Genomic DNA, 15,961 nt, shown 5'->3' with positions numbered 1-15,961 from the left:
GATCTGCCACCTTAGCCACTTCCGGAGCCTCGCCGTGCCGCTGTCCGGACGGCGGGCAGCGGCCTCGAACGGCCGTGCGGCATCAGCCCTCCAGCAGCGGCTGCCCCACGTACCCGCCCTCGGGCGCGCCCGGCGGCACCGCGAACAGCGCGCCCGCCTCGTGCCGCAGGAACCGCGACAGGCCGTCGCCGCGCGCCAGCCGCTGCTGCACCGGGACGAACCCGCGCGCCGGGTCGGCCTGGAACGCGGCGAACAGCAGGCCCGCGTCGGGAGCGCCGTCGGCCAGCAGGCCGTCGTGGAAGGAGAACCCGCGGCGCAGCATCGCCGCCCCGCCGTTGGAGGCGGGCGCGGCCACCCGGACGTGCGCGTCCGGGGCGATCGCCAGGGTGCCGTCCGGGGCGGTCGCCGCCAGGTCGACGGGGGTGCGCTCGACCGCGTCCGGGCCGCCCGACAGCGGGGCGCCGTCGCTCTTGCGGCGGCCCACCAGCCGTTCCTGACGGTCCGTCGGCAGCGACTCCCAGTCGTCCAGCAGCATCCGGATCCGGCGCAGCACCGCGTAGCTGCCGCCGGCCATCCAGTCGGGGCCGGTGGCGAACACCTTCGCGGCGAAGTCGGGGTCCTGCGGGCGCGGGTTGTTGGTGCCGTCGACCTGGCCCATCAGGTTGCGGCCGGTCATCGGCCGCGCCGTCGCGCCGGGCGTCCGGGAGAAGCCCGCCATCTGCCAGCGCGGCGCGGCCGTCCCCGCCGCCAGCCGGCGCAGCACCCGCAGCGCGTGCACCGCGACCAGCGCGTCGTCCGCGCCGATCTGCACCCACAGGTCGCCGTCCGAACGGGCCGGGTCGAGCGCGTCCCCGGGGAACGTGGGCAGCGCGGCCAGGGCGGGCGGGCGGCGGTCGGCCAGGCCCAGCTTGTCGAACAGGCCCGCGCCGAAGCCGAAGGTGACGGTCAGCGAGTTCGGGCCGGCGTCCAGCGCGATCCCGCCGCCGCCGTCCCCGCCCGGCTCACCGGCGGCCATCCGGGCGGCGGCCGCCGACCAGTCCCGCAGCAGCCCCGCCGCGCGGTCCCGCCCGGTCCCGGGCAGCAGGTCGAACGCCGCCCACTCCACCCGGGCCTGCGCGGGCTCCACGATGCCGCCCTGCCGGGGCCCGTGGAACGCCACCCGGGCGCTCCCGGGCGACGGCCTGGTCTCCCGTGCCGAGGCCCGCCCGCCCCACGCCCCGCCGACGGCGCCCACGGCCAGCCCGGCCCCGGCGCCGCCGAGCACCGCGCGCCGGGAGACCGCCGGTATCCCCGTCACTGGCCGACCTTCAACTGCTGGGTGGCCGTCACCTGGTCGAAGTCGGACGAGCGGACGGTCACCGAGACCACCCACACGCCGGCCAGCGGCAGCTGCGCGGTGCCGCTCCAGGCACCTGCGCCCTCGGCCTGGAGGGTGACGGGCAGCGGGCCCAGGTCGCGGTCGGGCAGGGTGAACGCCAGCTGCACCTCGGGGACCTCGACCGGCTGCCCGGCCGCGTCGGTGAGCTTCAGGCCGACCGCGTTCGGGCCGGTGCCGACCGGGTTCACGGTGACCACGGCGGTGCCCTTGGCGTTCGGGGTGCGGCCGCCGGTGTCGTACGGCAGCTTCAACTCCTGCGTCCGGCCGGGCACCGCGGACGCCCCCGCCGCCGGGGCCGCGCCCGCTGCGCCGGGCTGCGCGGCGATCGCCTGCGCGACCCGCCCGGGCGGGGAGTTGGTGAGCATGGTGGTGACCACCAGGACCAGCACGGCGACGCTCGTCTCGACCAGCACGCTGCGCCGCAGCCCGGCCCGCACGGGCGAGCCCTCGGCGGTGCGCCGCTGGTGCGCCTTGGCCCGCACCGCCTGCTGGCGGGCCAACTGCGCGGCGCGCTCGGGATCGGCGTCGTCGCCGGCGCCCGCGTCCCCGCCGGCCTCCTCGCCCGCGGCGACGGCGAGCGCGGGGACGGCCGCCGGGGCGGTGGCCGTCGCGTCGGCGGTGCGCAGCCGGGCGGTCCAGGCGCGGGAGATCCAGGCGACGCCGAGCATCGCCGCCACGCAGCCGACCTTGATCAGCAGCAGCCGTCCGTACTCGGTGTCGACCAGCGCGCCCCAGCTGCCCAGGCCCCGCCAGGACTGGTACAGGCCGGTGCCGGCGAGCACCGCGACCAGCCAGAACGCCAGCTTGGAGAAGCGTTCGACGGCGGCGACGGGCAGGCCGTGGCGCAGGCCGGTGACCAGCACGGCGAGACCGCCGAGCCAGCCGGCCATGGCGAGCAGGTGCAGCGCGGCCAGCGGCAGCGCCAGCGGAACCTGGATGCCGACCGAGGAGTGGTCGGCCCCGACCCAGGTCGCCGACAGCGCGAGGGCCAGCGCGAGCCCGGCCAGGCCCAGCCCGAGCCGGGTGTCGCGCTGCGGGCGCTCGGCGGCGGCCCGCTCCAGCCGGCGCAGCTCCGCCTCCTCCTGGTCGATCCCCGCGTCGTCCGGGTCGGGGGTCGGCGCGGCCGGCTTCGGCTGCAGCCCCAACTGGCCGACCAGCAGCGACAGGAAGACACCGGCGGCGGCGAGCAGCAGCAGCCGGGCGGCGAGCGCGGTGCCGATCCGCTCGTCCAGGGTGGCGCGCACCAGCGACAGGTCGAAGGCCTGGCCGAGGCCGGTGCCGCGCTCGTACGGGCCGCGCAGCAGCAGCACCGCGACGGTGGACAGCAGCAGCGCGACCCAGCCGGTCATCAGCAGCCGCTGCACGCCGCGCACGGCCGCGCCGGCGGGCCAGACCACGACGACGAACGCGGCGGCGCCGGCCAGCAGCGCGAACGCGCCGTACGCGACGGTGCGGGCGGTGCCGTAGGCGAACGAGACCGCGCCGTCGGCCTTGGCGCCCTGGACGGCGGCGGCGTTCACGCTGGTGTCGGAGGCTTCGCCGATGGAGAAGGTGAACGCGCCGCCGATCGGGTGGGAGTCCTCCGAGACGGCCCGCCACGCCACCGTGTAGGTGCCGTTGCCGAGGCCCTGGCGCAGCGACACCCGGGCGGTGGCGGCCTTGCCGTCCACGTGCTCGGGCTTGCCGTCGTCGACGGCGGCGCCCCGCGGGTCGAGCACCCGCACCGAGTCCGCGGACAGCGACACGCCCTCGCTGAAGCTCAGGGTGACCGCGGCGGGCGCCGTCGGCACCACCGAGCCCTGCGCCGGGTCGGTGCTCTCCAGAGTGGCGTGCGCCGATGCCGCGGTCGCCCCGCCGAGCACCAGGGCGAGTGCCGCCACCAGCACCGCCAGCAGGGCGCCCAGCCGCCGCCGCTTCACCACCGTGATCACCTGTGCGCCTCTTCTCGTCGCTGCGCCGTCTGCTGTCATCGCCGGGACCTAGCTTCCCGGACGGTACGTCAACGGCTTCACCGGAACCTTGACCACGACGGTGCCCGCCTTGGCGAACTCCAGGTCCAGTTCCAGTTCGTCGCCGAGGGCCGGCTGCTTCGACCAGTCCATGATCATCAGGTGGTTGCCGCCGCGGGCCAGGTCCAGCGTGCCGTGCGCGGGCACCTCCAGCTCGCCGACCTCCTCCATGCTCTTCTCGGTGGAGCGGTGCATGGTCACCGACCCGGCACTCGGGCTGCTCACCTTCAGCAGCCGGTCGGAGCCGCCGTCGTTGCGCACCGTCAGGTAGCCCGCGCCCATGCCGCCGGGGGGGGCGGGCAGCGGTATGTACGGATCGGCCACCGACAGCTTCGGCGCGGCGGAGGAGCTGCCCGAGGACTGGCAGGCCACCACCACGGTGCCCGCCGCGAGCGCGGTCGCCAGGCCGGCCCCGATCAGCGCGCTGCGCCGGAATCCGCGGCTCACACCGCCACCCCCTTGGCGAGCAGCTCCAGGTCGTGCCGGTAGGTCTCCACCGAGGTGCCGGCCATGTACAGCAGGTGCGCCTTGTCGTCGGTCGGCAGGAACGCCAGCACCTGCGCGCCGTGGGTGGAGGTCACCGAGCCGTTCGCGGCGACCACCGGGTCCTCGACCATGATGCCCAGCGGCTTGGCGGCGGCCTTCACCTTCGCCAGGTCGCCGGTCAGCCCGACGAAGTCCTTGCCCATCGAGTCCAGCCAGGTCCGCAGCACCTGCGGGGTGTCGCGCTCCGGGTCGGTGGAGACGAACACGATGTCGAGCTTCTGCCGCTCCTCCGGCGTCAGCTTGGACATCGCCACGCCGATGTCGCCCATGGTGGTCGGGCAGACGTCCGGGCAGCTGGTGTAGCCGAAGAACAGCAGCACGGTCCGGCCGGCGGTGCGGGCCTTCAGGTCGTACGGCCGGCCGCCGGTGTCGTTCAGCACCAGGTCCGGCTTGTCGAAGTGCTTGCTGAGCACCGTGCCCTGGTACTGGCTGGTCGAGGCCTGCTTGCTGACCTTCGCCGCCCCGCTGGTCTCCCCGCCGCCCGAGGACGACGAGGAGCAGGCGGACAGCGCGAGCGACGCGCCGAGGACGAGGGCGGCGGCCGTCAGGAGCCGGGGGCGGGTGCTGTGGAGGGATGCCAAGGGACTTTCCGTTCCGTACAGGAGGGCGGTGCGGGAGGACAGTGCGGGAGGGCGGTGCGGGAGGGCGGTGCGGGACAGCGGATGCCGGGCGGGGCCGCGGGCGCGGCCCCGCCCGACGGGGGTCAGTTCGCGGAGCGGCGGCGCAGCCCGGCCACGCCGAGCGCCGCGCCGATCACGCCGACCACGATGCCGACCACGCCCAGGGTGCGGGCGGTGGAGTCGGAGGACTTCGCGGCGGGCGCGGCCTCCTGCTTCGCGGAGGTGTCCGCCGAGTGGTGGTCACCGGCCGCGGCGTCGGCCTTGATCAGGCTGAGCACCGGGGCGGGCTTGGCCGGCTCCGGCTGCCCGTCCTTGCTCTCCTCGATCCAGCGGACCACGTCGCCGTTGTCGTAGGTCTGCAGCGCCTTGAACGTCAGCTTGTCGGTGTCGGTGGGCAGCGCGCCCAGCGAGACCTTGAACTCCTCGAACTGCCCGGGGGCGATCTTGGTGCCCGCGTCCGCGGTCCAGGTGATCTTGGAGACGGCCTCGGTGATCTGCTGGCCGTGCGAGTCCAGCGGCTTGTCGAGCTTCGACTTCTCCAGGGTGGCGGTCCACCCCGGCAGCGGCTGGGTGCGCACCGACGCCATCGGGTGGTCCAGCGGCAGGCTGACCTCCAGCTTCACGGTGGAGGCGGTGTCGCTCTCGTTCGGAACCCGGAACGCCACGGCGGTGTAGCCGCCCTGCTGGGCGCTGCCCGGCTGGACGGAGACGTGCGCGAAGGCGGGGACGGCGGACGCCAGCAGGGCACCGGCCGCCACCACGAGCGTGCCGACGGAACGACGGACGGAAAGCGAACGCATCAGGGGACTCCTGAGGGGAGAGGCCGCGCGACAGCGCGAGCCACGTGGGGATGACGGGGGAAGTGGGAGCCTCGGCCGAGCCGCGTACGACGCGGACCCGGCGGCAGACAGCGGTGCGCGCCCGAACCCCGACCCCTCCGGGCCCGGTTCAGCGCGCGAACGCCACCGCGGGCGGTCCCCTGCGCAGCACGCTGTGCCGCAGCACGGCCGCCACCGGCAGCCGCCAGTCCTCCGGCCGCCCGCCCCGGCGCACCGGCGCCCGGCGGGATTCACCCAGCAGCAGCGCCGCCAGCAGCGCCACCGCGGTCCGCAGCGGCGCCGCCCACTCCCGGGCGGTCAGCGCCGCCGCCCGCACCAGCTGCCACAGCGCGGCCTCGCCGCGCCGCAGCCACCAGCCCGCGACCACGGCCGCCGCCAGGTGGGCCAGCGCCATGCCGGGCGTCAGCCCCAGCCAGCCCGTCGCGTGCGGCATCGCCGCCGCGTACGCCTGCGGGTCCAGGCCCGCGGCGCTCACCACCTGGTCGGGCGTGGTGCCCAGCGGCACGACCGTCAGGCCGTCGCCGGGGGTGTCGTTGCACAGCAGCCGGCCCGCCACGGACATCACGCCGTCCGGCCCGCCGTTTCCGGCCATCGGCGCGGAAGCCATCGCCATGCCGCCGCCCATGCCGTCACCGAAGCGGTGGAACAACAGGTGCAGGCCCAGCTGCCCGGCGCCCAGCGCCGCCGCGATCGCCCCCAGCGAGCGCTCCCGCCCGCCGAGCAGCGCCGCCGCCGCGCACACCGCGGCGAAACCCGCCGCCAGCGTGTCCGGCGCCACCGCGCCGCCCGCCCGGGCGTGCCCGAAGGCCGCCACCAGCGTGCACACCAACGCGAACGGCACCGCGCGCAGCACCCGCAGATCCCAGGCGGCAGCCGAGGCCCGCGCGGGCACGGCGGCGCCCCGGCGGGCGGCGGCGGTGGGGTCAGTCATGGCCGAGCCATCATCTCACCGCCTACAGCCGCTGCCGGGACAGGCCCCGGAACCCGCCGCGAATGGCGAGAACCCGACCGGCGCACTCACCCGCCCACGCGCCGATCGGCACACCGGACAGGGGCAGTCCATCCGCCGAACGGGCGGTACCGGCGCGTGCGGACGGTTCACCGCGCACCGTCGAGGAGATAGCTAGTTGTATGTGGAGCCGCAGCCAGGAGGGATCTCCCGTGGACATCTGGTGGACTCTGCACCTCAAGCGCGACCCGGCCAGCGTGCCGCTCGCCCGCCGCATTCTGCTCGGTGCCATGGACTCCGCCGGAGTCCACCCGCAGGACGCCTTCGACCTCGGCCTCGCCCTCACCGAGGCCTGCGCCAACGCGGTCGAGCACGCCGGGCCCGGGCACTACGGGGACACCTTCCAGGTCACCGCCGCGCTCAGCGGCGACCGGCTGCGGATCGAGGTCGCCAACACCGGCGCGGCCCCGGGCCCGCCCGCCGCGCCCCGCCCGGGCCCGCGCCGCCGTCCCGCCCCTGCGGCCGACCGCCCCGCCGCCGACCGGCCCGCGCCGTACGGCCGCACCCGGCGCGGCCGCGCCTCCGTCCCCGCCCGGGTGCTGGCCACCCGCAGCCCCGCCGCCGACCGGCCCGCGCCCTACGACACCCACGTGCTGCCCGCGCTGCGCCCCGCCCTCCCGGCCACCGACCCCGGCGTGCTGCCCGACCTGACCGCCGAGTCCGGCCGCGGCCTGTTCCTCATCCACGCCCTCGCCGACCACGTGCAGCTGCGCACCCACCCGCAGCGCGGCGCCACCGTCAGCTTCGACAAGATCCTCACCGCGCCGCTGCTGCGCACCGCGTCCTGACGGCCCGCCGGCCGATCACGCCGCCCGCCGCGCCGGCGGTCCGCGCTCGATCCCGCCGCGCCAGCGGTCCGCCGGTCGAGCCCGTGGTCCGAAACCCGCTGGTCACGCGTCCGGGGGCTCCGGTTATGGTCTAGTCCATTGATCGGAGGGTGACCGGAGGGGACCATGACCACCACCACCGCGGAGTCGCCCTCCGCTCCCACCCGCCCGCTGGCCCGGATGGGGCAGGCGCTGCGCGGACGGGATTTCCGCATCTGGTTCGCCGGACAGCTGATATCCGCGTCCGGCGCCCTCGCGCAGGGCGTGGTGCTCTCCTGGATCGTCTACCGGCTCACCGGGGACGCCGTCTGGCTGACCGTGCTGACCGCCTGCACCTGGGGCCCCACGCTGCTCCTCGGGCCGTGGGCCGGCGCCCTGGTGGACCGCTCCGACCGGCGCCGCCTGCTGCTGGTCACCCAGTCCCTGATGCTGCTGATCGGCCTCGCGCTGGCCGTCACCACCGCGCTGTTCGACCCGCAGCTGTGGCTGCTGCTGGCCCTCGCCACCTGCACCGGGCTGGTCGCCGCCGTCGACGCCCCGGCCCGCCAGGTCTTCGTGGTCGACCTGGTCGGCACCGGGGCCGTCGCCAGCGCCGTCGGTCTGTGGGAGGTGGCGCTCAACGCCTCCCGGGTGATCGGCCCCGGCGTGGCCGGCGCCCTGCTCGACTTCGGCGGACCCTCCTGGGCCTTCGCCTTCAACGCCCTCGGCTACCTCGCCCCGCTGATCGCCCTGACCAGGCTGCGTCCGGCCGCGCCCGTCGAGCGCGCCGCCGACCGGCCGCGGCCCCGGTCCGACGCCCGCGGCGGGCTCGCCTACGTCCGCCGCTCGCCGATCGTCCGCGGCCTGCTGCCGATGTCCGCCGCCAGCGGCCTGATCTTCGCGATGAACCTGACCGTCCCGCCGCTGGTCGACCGCTCGCTGCACCTCGGCCCCGGCGGGTACGGCCTGCTGATGGCCGCGTTCGGGCTCGGCGGACTGCCCGGCGCGCTGCTCGCCGCCTCCGCGCCCGAACCGACGCCGCGCCGGGTCCGCACGCTGGCCCTGGCCACCTCGATCACCGTGCTGGCCACCGCGCTGGCGTCGAACGTCGTCCTCGCGGTGGTCGGGATGGCCGCCGTCGGCGTCACCTCGATCTGGTTCATCGCGACCGCCAACACCCTGGCCCAGCTGCGGTCCGCGCCGGAGATGCGCGGCCGGGTGATGTCCCTGTGGGGCAGCGCGATGACGGGTACCCTCCCGTTCACCGGACTCGCCGTCACCTTCGTCGCCCAGCACGTCGGCGCCCGGACCGGCTTCTCGCTCGCCGGCGCGGCCCTGCTGCTGGCCACCGTGGCCGCGTGGCGGGCGCTGCGGCCCGCGGTCTGAGCGGCCGTCCGGGGCGTGGTGTCGAGAACCGTGCCGCGGCTCCGTCCCCCGGAACGGGGGAACGAGACCGCCCGCACCGAGAGGAGCCGTCCGCCGTGACGCACATGCTTCAGATGCACTTCAGTCAGTCGGACCTCGATGTCCCGCCGATCCCCTCGTGGGACCCGGCGGCGACCGCCGAGCACATCGCCTTCATGCGCCGCTGGGTCGCCGAGCTCACCGCCACCGGCGAACTGGTCGAGGCCCGGGGGCTGGCGATGCCGGACACCGCGCGGATCGTCCGGGGCGGCGACGACGGGCCGACCGTCACCGGCGGGCCGTTCCCGGCCGACAAGGAGTTCCTGTTCGGCTGGTGGACCGTCAACTGCGCGAGCGAGGCGCGGGTGCTGGAGATCGCCGCCCTGCTGTCCGCCGCGCCGGGGCACGACGGCAAGCCGATGAACATGCCGATCGAGGTCCGCGAGGTGCTGCCGGAGCCCGAGGCGCAGCCCTGACCGGCGGGCGAATTGCCGGGTCCGTCCGGTCGGCGGACGATGGTGATCATGATGCATCAGATGCGCGCCGAGACCGGCCCCGACGGCGCCACGGACTCCGTGGTCAGCTGGCACATCGTCCGTAACGCGGACCTCACCGCCCTGTGCGGCAAGACGCTCGACACCGCCGCCCCCGTCCAGGACGCCACCCGCTGGACCCTCGACCCCGACCGCAACTGCCACACCTGCGGCGCCCTGTTCCTCCGCGAGGCGCCGTACTTTCCGGACGAACACACCGACTAGCCGTCCCGCCGAGGGGCGCCGGGATCCGTTCCGGCGCCCTTCGGCGCGCCCGGGTGCGCGGCGTACGCTTTCCGGTGCCCCATTCCCGTCCCCGGAGGTGTCCCGTGGTCGTCGAGTCCTCCACGGACGGCCGGGTCCGGCGTGGCAACGAGACCCGCCGCGCGGTGCTCGGCCGGGCCGTGCAGATCGCGTCGGTCGAGGGCCTGGGCGCCCTCTCGATCGGGCGGCTGGCCACCGACCTGGGGCTGAGCAAGAGCGGGGTGTTCGCCGGCTTCGGCTCCAAGGAGGAGCTGCAGCTGGCCACCGTCCGGGCGGCGCGGCGGATCTTCTACGACCGGGTGGTGGCCCCGGTGCTCGACCTGCCGCCCGGCGCTGCCCAGGTGCTGGCGCTGTGCGAGCACTGGATGGCGTACTCGCGCGGCCGGGTGTTCGACGGCGGCTGCTTCTTCTACTCGGTGACGGCCGAGTTCGACGCCCAGCCCGGTCCGGTCCGGGACGCCCTCGCCACCGCCTCGCGGGAGTGGGAGGAGCAGCTCACCGCCGTGCTGCGGGCCGCCGACGACCTGCCCGCCGGCGCGGAGCCGGAGGAGCTGGCGCTGCTGCTCGGCAGCCTGATGGACAGCGCGAACGGCCACGCCGTGCTGTACGACGACCCGTCCCGCTACGACCGGACGATGCGCACCGTTCGCCGCCTGCTGGGCATCGCCCCGGCCTGACGCCGTGCCGACCGGCAACGGGAGGCCGCTTTCGGGCCTTAAAACTGTACGAACGGTCGTGCTAATGTCTCGCCCATGGCACCCACCGCCGCCCTTGTGCGCATCGCGCTGAACGCCACCTCGTACCTCGCCACCGCCCCGCCGGGCCGAGTGGCGTTCGAACTGTTCCGGCACCCGATCCGCCGCAGCCGGGTGCGCGGCTCGGAACGCGAACTGCACGAGCTGGCCGCCACCGAGGAGCTGACGGTGAACGGCAAGCGGGTCCGGGTCTACCGCTGGGGCGACGGCCGGCGCCCGGTGCTGCTGGTGCACGGCTGGCAGTCCCGGGCATCCCGGTTCGCCCCGTACGTGCGCGGGCTGCTGGACCTCGGGATGAGCCCAATCGGCTTCGACGCACCCGGCCACGGCGACTCGGCGGGCCGCACCACCACGATCCTGGAGTACCGCGAACTGATCGGCCGCCTCGCCGAGCGGCACGGCCCGTTCGAAGCCGTGCTGGCGCACTCCTTCGGGGTCTGCTGCGCGTTCCTCGCGCTGGCCGAGGGAGTCCCGGCCGGTCGGCTGGTCGCCGTCGCCGGAGTCGCCGAATTCGGCTTCCTGGTCGAGGGGTTCGCCGCTGCCCTGGGCCTGAACGACCGCCTCGAAAAGGACCTGGCCCGGCGGATCGACCGGCTGCTGTTCCCGGGCGTCGAGTCGATCCGGCAGCGCTTCGACGCCACCCACCGGCCGGAGCTGGTCACCGCGCCGATCCTGGTGGTGCACGACGAGCAGGACGACGTGGTCCCGCTGCGCCAGGCCCGCCTGCTGCACCGGGCGTACGGCGAGCCGCAGCTGCGGCTGATCACCACCCGCGGGCTGGGCCACCGCCGGGTGCTGACGGAGCCGACGGTGGTCGACAACGTGCTCGCCTTCCTGGCCGAGCCGCTTCCCGCCGCCCCGAGGGCCTCGGCGGCCGGGGGCTGACGGGTCGTCGGGAGACGCCGAACGGCCGGCCCCGGGCGGGACCGGCCGTTCGCACTGCGGATCGGCGGGTGCTCAGCCGCCGCTCTTGCGGCGGAAGGTGCGCTTGCCGCCGGCCGCGCCGGCGGTGCCGTGGATCTTCGAGTCGCCGCCGGGGCCGCCGGCGCCGCCCCGGTTGTTGCCGCCCTTGCGCTGCAGCGCGGCCAGGAACTTGGCCTTCTGGTCGTCCTGCCCGGCCTCCTCGGCGGCGGTGTCGGCGGTGGCGTCGGTGGTGGTTTCCGGCGCGGGATCGGCTGCCGGGGCGGTGTCGCTGCTCATTCGGGACCTCCTGGACGGGAGTGCGGTCTACTGCACCACACCCTCCCATGCCGGGCGGGGGCGCTGTCGGCCGACACCGGGGTCGGTCAGCCCCGGTGCGCCGCGCGGTGCAGGTGGTGGTGCCGCTGGTCGCGGTACTGGAGGCCGCCCATCATGAACAGCAGGGCGAGGGTCGGGAAGCCGAACGAGGCGATCACCAGGACGAAGAACTGCCAGACCATGGGACTCTCCTGTCACGAAGCCTTGGCGAGTTGCCATACTTCGCACCATTATGTCCGAATCCCTGCGCGGCCGGGTCGAACGGCGGGCCGAACAGCCCCTGTTCGAACGGCAGGTGTCCGACGCAGACTGAAGGGCATGCGGGTACAGCTGGCAGTCGACGCGCGCCGCCCGGACCGGGCCTGTGAGGACTTCGTGGTGGCCACCCCGGAGGTTCTGGTCCTGCTGGACGGCTCCAGCGCCCCGGACACCCTGGACTCCGGCTGCGGCCACGGCATCCCCTGGTACGTGCGCCGGCTCGGCGCGCACCTGGTCGCCCGGCTCACCGACCACCCCGACCGGGCCGTCGCCGCCTGCCTGGCCGACGCCATCGCCGACACCGCCGCCCTGCACGGCGACGGCTGCGACCTGGCCAACCCCAACACGCCCGCCGCGATGGTGGTCGCCGCCCGCCTGCGCGGCGACGCGCTGGAGTACCTGGCGCTCGGCGACTCGCTGCTGGTGCTGCACCCCAAGCAGGGCCCGCCCCGGGTGATCGGCGACAACCAGCGCTTCCCCGGCGGCGAGGCGCTGCGCCGCCAGGTCTGGTCGACCGTTCCCGGCACCGCCGAACGCGCCGAGCTCTACCTGCAGTACGCGATCGCCGTCCGCGCCGCCCGCAACACCGGCCACGGGCCGTGGATCGCCGCCGCCGCCCCGCAGGCCGCCGAGCACGCCGAGACCGGCGTGGTCGCCCGCGCCGACCTGCACGGGGTGGCCGCCCTGTCGGACGGCGCCGCCCGCTTCACCGACCGCCTGGGCCTGGGGAGTTGGGCCGACGCCGTCCGCCTGCTCGCCGAGGCCGGTCCGGCCGAGCTGATCGCCCAGGTCCGGGCCGCGGAGCTCACCGACGCCGACTGCCTGCGCTGGCCCCGCGGCAAGGCCCACGACGACGCCGCGGCGCTCTACGCCCGACTCTGACGCTCCGTCAGCGCCCGGCCGTCAGGAACACCGCGCGGGCCGCCGACCCGTCCGGCGCGGTGTACCCGGCGACCACCTCGCCCGGCGCCGGCTCCTCGCCGGGCACGAGCTCCCGGCGCAGCGCCACCGCCACCTCGCCGTCGACGGTCGCCACCGCCACGGTGTCGTCCACCGTGTCGCTCTCGCTCTGCTTCTGCGGCACCGCCCGCCCGCGCAGCAGCTCGGCCAACTGCGCGCGGACCACCGGGTCCTGCTCGCCGTCGTAGAACCAGCGGGTCCCCAGCACCCCGTGCTCGGCGGTCCCGATCAGCGCCCCCTGGGGCGCCCCTTCCAGCGGCGCGCCCCGGTACGCCATCGGCACCAGGTAGGCGGCCCGGCCGTCCGTCACCACCATCAGCTCGATGCCGACCTCGCCCTCCGGGTCGTCCAGCCGGAAGCCGCCGGCCCGCGCCAGTTCGCCGCCGCCGGGCCGGTACCAGCTCTGCTGCGGCAGCCAGTCGGCCAGCAGCTCCAACTTGCCGGGCTTCATGGTGGTCCGATGGATCGTCGCCATTGCGGGTTCTCCTTCTCGCGCGGTGTTCCTGCACCGCTCAGCCTACGAACCGGGACGGGCTGCCGGAGGGCGCTTGGTCGGCGGAGTTCATCGGATCAGCCGAGGATTCCCGTTCGGATGAATGCGACGGACAACACCGCTGGTGCGCGGACGGCGCTGCTACAAATTTCCTGCGCTCGGATCCGAGCCGAAGAGCACCTCACGGCCGCAGGGGAACCGTGCGGCCTGCTGCGAGAACGGAGCCGCTTCATGGCCATCGCTTTCCGCAAGACGCTCGCCATCGCCGCCTTGGGGCTGGCCGCCTCCTTCCTGCCGACCGCCGGCGCCGACGCGGCCGACGCCGGCCACTCGACCACGCGCACCCCCGGCCGCTACTGCCTCGCCAACACCTGGGAGACCCCGACCGTCTCCAGCAAGCCGTGCAACACCAACGACCCGGGCCAGCACTGGACCCTGTCGGGTGAGCAGATCTCCCTCACCAACGCCCGCGGCTACTGTCTCGCCAACAAGTGGAACACCCCGGACGTCTCCACCAAGCCGTGCAACCCCGTCGACGAGGGCCAGTACTGGACCGTCTCCGGTGAGCGGATCTCCCTGACCTTCGCCCCGGGCTACTGCCTCGCCAACGCCTGGGGCACCCCGAACGTCTCCACCAAGCCCTGCGACGCCAACGACAAGGGCCAGCACTGGGTGGTCTTCAACGACCAGATCAGCCTCGCCCTCGCCTGATCCGCCGTCATCGCTCTCCCGGACGATCCGACGCGCCGTCCCGCCAGGGCAGTTGCCCAGTGGCGGGACGGCGCGGCCGTGGATCCGGAAGGGGCAGCGGATCAGCGAGTCACCGAGAACGGCACCGGCGGCAGCGGCTCGCCGTTCGCGTCCCGGCCGAGGGCGTCGATGCCGACGACGGTCAGCCGGCCCCCGACCTCGACGATGCTGCGCGGCATCCGGCCGCGGGCGGTGGCGCTCTGCGGGAGGTCGAGCGGCTGCCAGCCGCCGGGCGTCAGCTGGGCGCCGATCGGCCGGTACACGCCGTTGCCGGAGGTCTCGCCCACCACGGCCACTCCGGAGCGGGTGCGGGTGAGGCCGTACAGGTGGCCCGCGCCGATGCCGGTCTCCTGGTGCGTCCAGCCGCGGCCGTCGTAGTGGGCGACCAGGGTCCGGGGGTCGCGGTCCGGGCCCTCCTCGGTGCCGGATGCCCAGACGCTTCGGGGACCCACCGCGACCAGTTGGGTGAGCTCGCCGTAGCGGGAGTCCAGGTCCGGGGAGGAGACCCGGGTCCAGCTGCGGCCGTCGTAGTGCAGCAGCAGTGGGCGCGGCCATCCCTCGGGAGTGCCGACGGTGCCGGCGGCCCAGACGTCGGAGGGGCCGGTGGCGGTCACCGCGTTGAGAGCGTCCAGTAGTCGGCGTCGAGGGCGGGGGCCTGCACCTGCTCCCAGGCTGTGCCGTTCCAGTGCTCGATCAGGCCGAGGAAGGTCAGGAAGTCGTCGGGCTGGTAGTAGCCGACCGCCCACACGTCGTTCGGGCCGCCGGCCGCCGCGACGCCGCCGAATCCGGCCGCGAACGTGTGGTCGGGGGCGGGGGCGTTCTGCACCTGCCAGCGCCCGTCCCGGTAGCGCCCGGTGGGAATGCCGCCCTCGCGGGTGGTCTTGAGGCCGGTCACCCAGGTGGCGCCGGCGCCGTCGTCACCGACGGTGCGGGCGTTCAGGCCGTCGGGGAGGGCGAGTTCGTGCCAGGCCGCGTCGGCACCGTCCCGGGCGAAGGCCACCGGGGCGGTCGACCTGTCCCGGCCCTCCCCGGACTCCCGGGAGCCGACCGCCCACGTCGTGCGGCCGCCGGTCCGGGCCGCCTCCTGGAGGTTGGCGTTGCCCGCCGGGAAGGCGTTCGAGGTCCAGGCCCGCGCCCCCGGGCGGTCGGCGCCGGTGTCCTGCGCCCCGGCCGGCGCGGCGGTCGCCAGCAGCGTGCCGGTCAGCAGCAGGGCGGCCAGGGCGGTGCGTCGCTTCATCGATTCGCTCCTTCGTTGTGGGAGATCCCGGGTTCCTGCACGGGGCTCCGATCGGCCCCTCGGACCAGCTCCAGGACCCGGGGGGCGCGGATGAAATCCGCCAGCTGCGCGTTCGTCACCGGCGCCGAACTGCGGGCGCTTTCATCCGCGTTGACGGTGACGGTCACGTCGCTGCCGCCGAGGTGGAAGGACGCCACGGCCATCGTCACCGTGCCGTCGCCCTCGGGCATCGCCCGCACCGTGGCGTCCACGCCGTCCGGCAGCCGCACCAGCTGGCACTTCCCGGTCTTGACCGAGTCGTTCGGCGGACAGGACCGCTCCTTCGCGCCGTCCGGGGCGGGAGCCACCGAGAACCGGACGACGTACATGCCGTGCGAGGACGACGCCAGGTAGGTGTCCACCTGGTCGGCCACCAGCCGGATCTGCCCGATCTCCGGCGGCAGCAGGTCCTGCAGCGCCCCGGCCGTCGCCTGCCGGTACGTCTCGATCCGCCGGCGCTCGTCCTCGCCCGGCGGGGGCGACGGTGCGAGGGGATCGGCAGTGGGGGAGAAGGTGACGGTCGGAAAGACCCGCGGTGGAGCGTCGCCCCCCGGCTGGACCGCGACCGGACCGGGGCCGCCCACCGCGCCGGGCACCGCGGCCAGTAGCCCGGTCACCGCCAGCGCCGCGGCGCCCGCCGCCGCCCCGCCGACCGCCAGCCGCGACCGCAGTCGCCGTCGGCGTCCGTCCCGCATCGCCCGGGCCGTCAACCCGGGCGGCTCGGCCAGGTCGTCGGTGACCTGCTCCATCGCCGCTCTGACGAAAAGCGCCGCCGGCGCCTGCTCCTGCACGTCGTACTCCTTCGTGGTCTCGGTCCGGCGC

The 15,961-nt window shown here is 75.4% G+C and carries 20 protein-coding genes; 8 read left to right on the top strand and 12 right to left on the bottom strand.

The genetic code is table 11. The features are described from left to right. Positions 1–82: 82 nt before the first annotated feature. From efeB to ACI1MP_RS18620, 6 genes are all read right to left on the bottom strand, one after another. On the bottom strand, positions 83–1,297 hold the full coding sequence (gene efeB / locus ACI1MP_RS18645; protein WP_404869065.1) for an iron uptake transporter deferrochelatase/peroxidase subunit: 1,215 nt from the start codon (positions 1,295–1,297) through the stop codon (positions 83–85). Beyond that, a complete protein-coding gene (locus tag ACI1MP_RS18640; RefSeq protein WP_380333810.1) occupies positions 1,294–3,348 on the bottom strand; it encodes a FixH family protein in 2,055 nt (684 codons plus the stop codon). The genes efeB and ACI1MP_RS18640 overlap by 4 nt, the downstream gene beginning before the upstream one ends. Positions 3,349–3,357: 9 nt before the next feature. Beyond that, positions 3,358–3,834, bottom strand: coding sequence for a copper chaperone PCu(A)C (locus ACI1MP_RS18635; protein WP_380333811.1), 477 nt, complete (start codon positions 3,832–3,834; stop codon positions 3,358–3,360). Next, positions 3,831–4,514, bottom strand: a complete 684-nt coding sequence (locus ACI1MP_RS18630; RefSeq protein WP_404869064.1) for an SCO family protein — start codon at positions 4,512–4,514, stop codon at positions 3,831–3,833. Before ACI1MP_RS18630 ends, ACI1MP_RS18635 begins: the two co-directional genes overlap by 4 nt. Positions 4,515–4,636: 122 nt before the next feature. Next, positions 4,637–5,353 carry a YcnI family protein gene (locus tag ACI1MP_RS18625; protein WP_100589076.1) on the bottom strand — a complete coding sequence of 239 codons (717 nt, stop codon included), beginning with the start codon at positions 5,351–5,353 and terminating at the stop codon, positions 4,637–4,639. Positions 5,354–5,501: 148 nt separating this feature from the next. Beyond that, a complete protein-coding gene (locus ACI1MP_RS18620; protein WP_380333813.1) occupies positions 5,502–6,323 on the bottom strand; it encodes a hypothetical protein in 822 nt (273 codons plus the stop codon). Positions 6,324–6,553: 230 nt separating this feature from the next. Between ACI1MP_RS18620 and ACI1MP_RS18615 the strand changes: the two genes are divergently transcribed. From ACI1MP_RS18615 to ACI1MP_RS18590, 6 genes are all read left to right on the top strand, one after another. Next, on the top strand, positions 6,554–7,189 hold the full coding sequence (locus tag ACI1MP_RS18615; RefSeq protein WP_380333814.1) for an ATP-binding protein: 636 nt from the start codon (positions 6,554–6,556) through the stop codon (positions 7,187–7,189). A 165-nt stretch (positions 7,190–7,354) separates the two neighbouring features. Continuing rightward, a complete protein-coding gene (locus tag ACI1MP_RS18610; RefSeq protein ID WP_380333815.1) occupies positions 7,355–8,593 on the top strand; it encodes an MFS transporter in 1,239 nt (412 codons plus the stop codon). A 104-nt stretch (positions 8,594–8,697) separates the two neighbouring features. Then, entirely contained in the window at positions 8,698–9,087 is a 390-nt protein-coding gene (locus ACI1MP_RS18605) for a YciI family protein (RefSeq protein ID WP_229847549.1), read from the top strand. Between the two features lie 48 nt (positions 9,088–9,135). Then, a complete protein-coding gene (locus ACI1MP_RS18600) occupies positions 9,136–9,369 on the top strand; it encodes a hypothetical protein (RefSeq protein WP_380333816.1) in 234 nt (77 codons plus the stop codon). 104 nt (positions 9,370–9,473) lie between these two features. Then, positions 9,474–10,085, top strand: a complete 612-nt coding sequence (locus ACI1MP_RS18595; protein ID WP_380333817.1) for a TetR/AcrR family transcriptional regulator — start codon at positions 9,474–9,476, stop codon at positions 10,083–10,085. Positions 10,086–10,160: 75 nt separating this feature from the next. Beyond that, a complete protein-coding gene (locus tag ACI1MP_RS18590; RefSeq protein ID WP_380333818.1) occupies positions 10,161–11,048 on the top strand; it encodes an alpha/beta fold hydrolase in 888 nt (295 codons plus the stop codon). A gap of 72 nt (positions 11,049–11,120) precedes the next feature. Here ACI1MP_RS18590 and ACI1MP_RS18585 read toward each other — a convergent pair whose 3' ends face one another. Both ACI1MP_RS18585 and ACI1MP_RS18580 read right to left on the bottom strand, forming a co-directional pair. After that, a complete protein-coding gene (locus tag ACI1MP_RS18585; protein WP_380333819.1) occupies positions 11,121–11,363 on the bottom strand; it encodes a DUF5302 domain-containing protein in 243 nt (80 codons plus the stop codon). Between the two features lie 86 nt (positions 11,364–11,449). Next, a complete protein-coding gene (locus ACI1MP_RS18580; protein ID WP_255419039.1) occupies positions 11,450–11,584 on the bottom strand; it encodes a hypothetical protein in 135 nt (44 codons plus the stop codon). 136 nt (positions 11,585–11,720) lie between these two features. Here ACI1MP_RS18580 and ACI1MP_RS18575 point away from each other — a divergent pair, with 136 nt between their 5' ends. Beyond that, positions 11,721–12,542 (top strand): integrase, encoded by an 822-nt coding sequence (locus ACI1MP_RS18575; protein WP_363478749.1) that lies wholly within the window; start codon positions 11,721–11,723, stop codon positions 12,540–12,542. A 7-nt stretch (positions 12,543–12,549) separates the two neighbouring features. On the opposite strand, the gene ACI1MP_RS18570 is transcribed toward ACI1MP_RS18575, so the two are convergent. Beyond that, complete coding sequence (locus ACI1MP_RS18570) at positions 12,550–13,095, bottom strand: maltokinase N-terminal cap-like domain-containing protein (protein WP_404869063.1); 546 nt, start codon at positions 13,093–13,095, stop codon at positions 12,550–12,552. Positions 13,096–13,344: 249 nt separating this feature from the next. On the opposite strand from ACI1MP_RS18570, the gene ACI1MP_RS18565 reads away from it, so the two are divergent. Continuing rightward, positions 13,345–13,824, top strand: coding sequence for a ricin-type beta-trefoil lectin domain protein (locus ACI1MP_RS18565; RefSeq protein ID WP_380333821.1), 480 nt, complete (start codon positions 13,345–13,347; stop codon positions 13,822–13,824). Positions 13,825–13,925: 101 nt separating this feature from the next. Here ACI1MP_RS18565 and ACI1MP_RS18560 read toward each other — a convergent pair whose 3' ends face one another. Genes ACI1MP_RS18560 through ACI1MP_RS18550 form a run of 3 tightly spaced genes read right to left on the bottom strand, consistent with a single transcriptional unit; the run spans position 13,926 to position 15,930 of the window. Further along, positions 13,926–14,477: a hypothetical protein gene (locus ACI1MP_RS18560; protein WP_404869062.1), complete on the bottom strand. Its 552-nt coding sequence runs from the start codon at positions 14,475–14,477 to the stop codon at positions 13,926–13,928. Further along, positions 14,474–15,100: a hypothetical protein gene (locus ACI1MP_RS18555; protein ID WP_404869061.1), complete on the bottom strand. Its 627-nt coding sequence runs from the start codon at positions 15,098–15,100 to the stop codon at positions 14,474–14,476. Before ACI1MP_RS18555 ends, ACI1MP_RS18560 begins: the two co-directional genes overlap by 4 nt. Then, positions 15,097–15,930: a hypothetical protein gene (locus tag ACI1MP_RS18550; RefSeq protein WP_404869060.1), complete on the bottom strand. Its 834-nt coding sequence runs from the start codon at positions 15,928–15,930 to the stop codon at positions 15,097–15,099. Before ACI1MP_RS18550 ends, ACI1MP_RS18555 begins: the two co-directional genes overlap by 4 nt. Positions 15,931–15,961 lie beyond the last annotated feature (31 nt).

The sequence above is a fragment of the Kitasatospora griseola genome, assembly GCF_044999035.1.
Taxonomy (GTDB): Bacteria; Actinomycetota; Actinomycetes; order Streptomycetales; family Streptomycetaceae; genus Kitasatospora; species Kitasatospora griseola.
Note: the sequence above shows the minus strand (reverse complement) of the source record. Positions and strands in the feature narration are given on the sequence as shown.

What these genes read in the sequence shown, in the direction of transcription:
- ACI1MP_RS18555 (WP_404869061.1), bottom strand. Translation starts at nt 15,100, where the DNA reads ATGAAGCGACGCACCGCCCTGGCCGCCCTGCTGCTGACCGGCACGCTG.
- ACI1MP_RS18585 (WP_380333819.1), bottom strand. Translation starts at nt 11,363, where the DNA reads ATGAGCAGCGACACCGCCCCGGCAGCCGATCCCGCGCCGGAAACCACC.
- ACI1MP_RS18600 (WP_380333816.1), top strand. Translation starts at nt 9,136, where the DNA reads ATGATGCATCAGATGCGCGCCGAGACCGGCCCCGACGGCGCCACGGAC.
- ACI1MP_RS18605 (WP_229847549.1), top strand. Translation starts at nt 8,698, where the DNA reads ATGCTTCAGATGCACTTCAGTCAGTCGGACCTCGATGTCCCGCCGATC.
- ACI1MP_RS18640 (WP_380333810.1), bottom strand. Translation starts at nt 3,348, where the DNA reads ATGACAGCAGACGGCGCAGCGACGAGAAGAGGCGCACAGGTGATCACG.
- ACI1MP_RS18625 (WP_100589076.1), bottom strand. Translation starts at nt 5,353, where the DNA reads ATGCGTTCGCTTTCCGTCCGTCGTTCCGTCGGCACGCTCGTGGTGGCG.
- ACI1MP_RS18610 (WP_380333815.1), top strand. Translation starts at nt 7,355, where the DNA reads ATGACCACCACCACCGCGGAGTCGCCCTCCGCTCCCACCCGCCCGCTG.
- ACI1MP_RS18575 (WP_363478749.1), top strand. Translation starts at nt 11,721, where the DNA reads ATGCGGGTACAGCTGGCAGTCGACGCGCGCCGCCCGGACCGGGCCTGT.
- ACI1MP_RS18590 (WP_380333818.1), top strand. Translation starts at nt 10,161, where the DNA reads ATGGCACCCACCGCCGCCCTTGTGCGCATCGCGCTGAACGCCACCTCG.
- ACI1MP_RS18620 (WP_380333813.1), bottom strand. Translation starts at nt 6,323, where the DNA reads ATGACTGACCCCACCGCCGCCGCCCGCCGGGGCGCCGCCGTGCCCGCG.
- ACI1MP_RS18565 (WP_380333821.1), top strand. Translation starts at nt 13,345, where the DNA reads ATGGCCATCGCTTTCCGCAAGACGCTCGCCATCGCCGCCTTGGGGCTG.
- ACI1MP_RS18580 (WP_255419039.1), bottom strand. Translation starts at nt 11,584, where the DNA reads ATGGTCTGGCAGTTCTTCGTCCTGGTGATCGCCTCGTTCGGCTTCCCG.
- ACI1MP_RS18570 (WP_404869063.1), bottom strand. Translation starts at nt 13,095, where the DNA reads ATGGCGACGATCCATCGGACCACCATGAAGCCCGGCAAGTTGGAGCTG.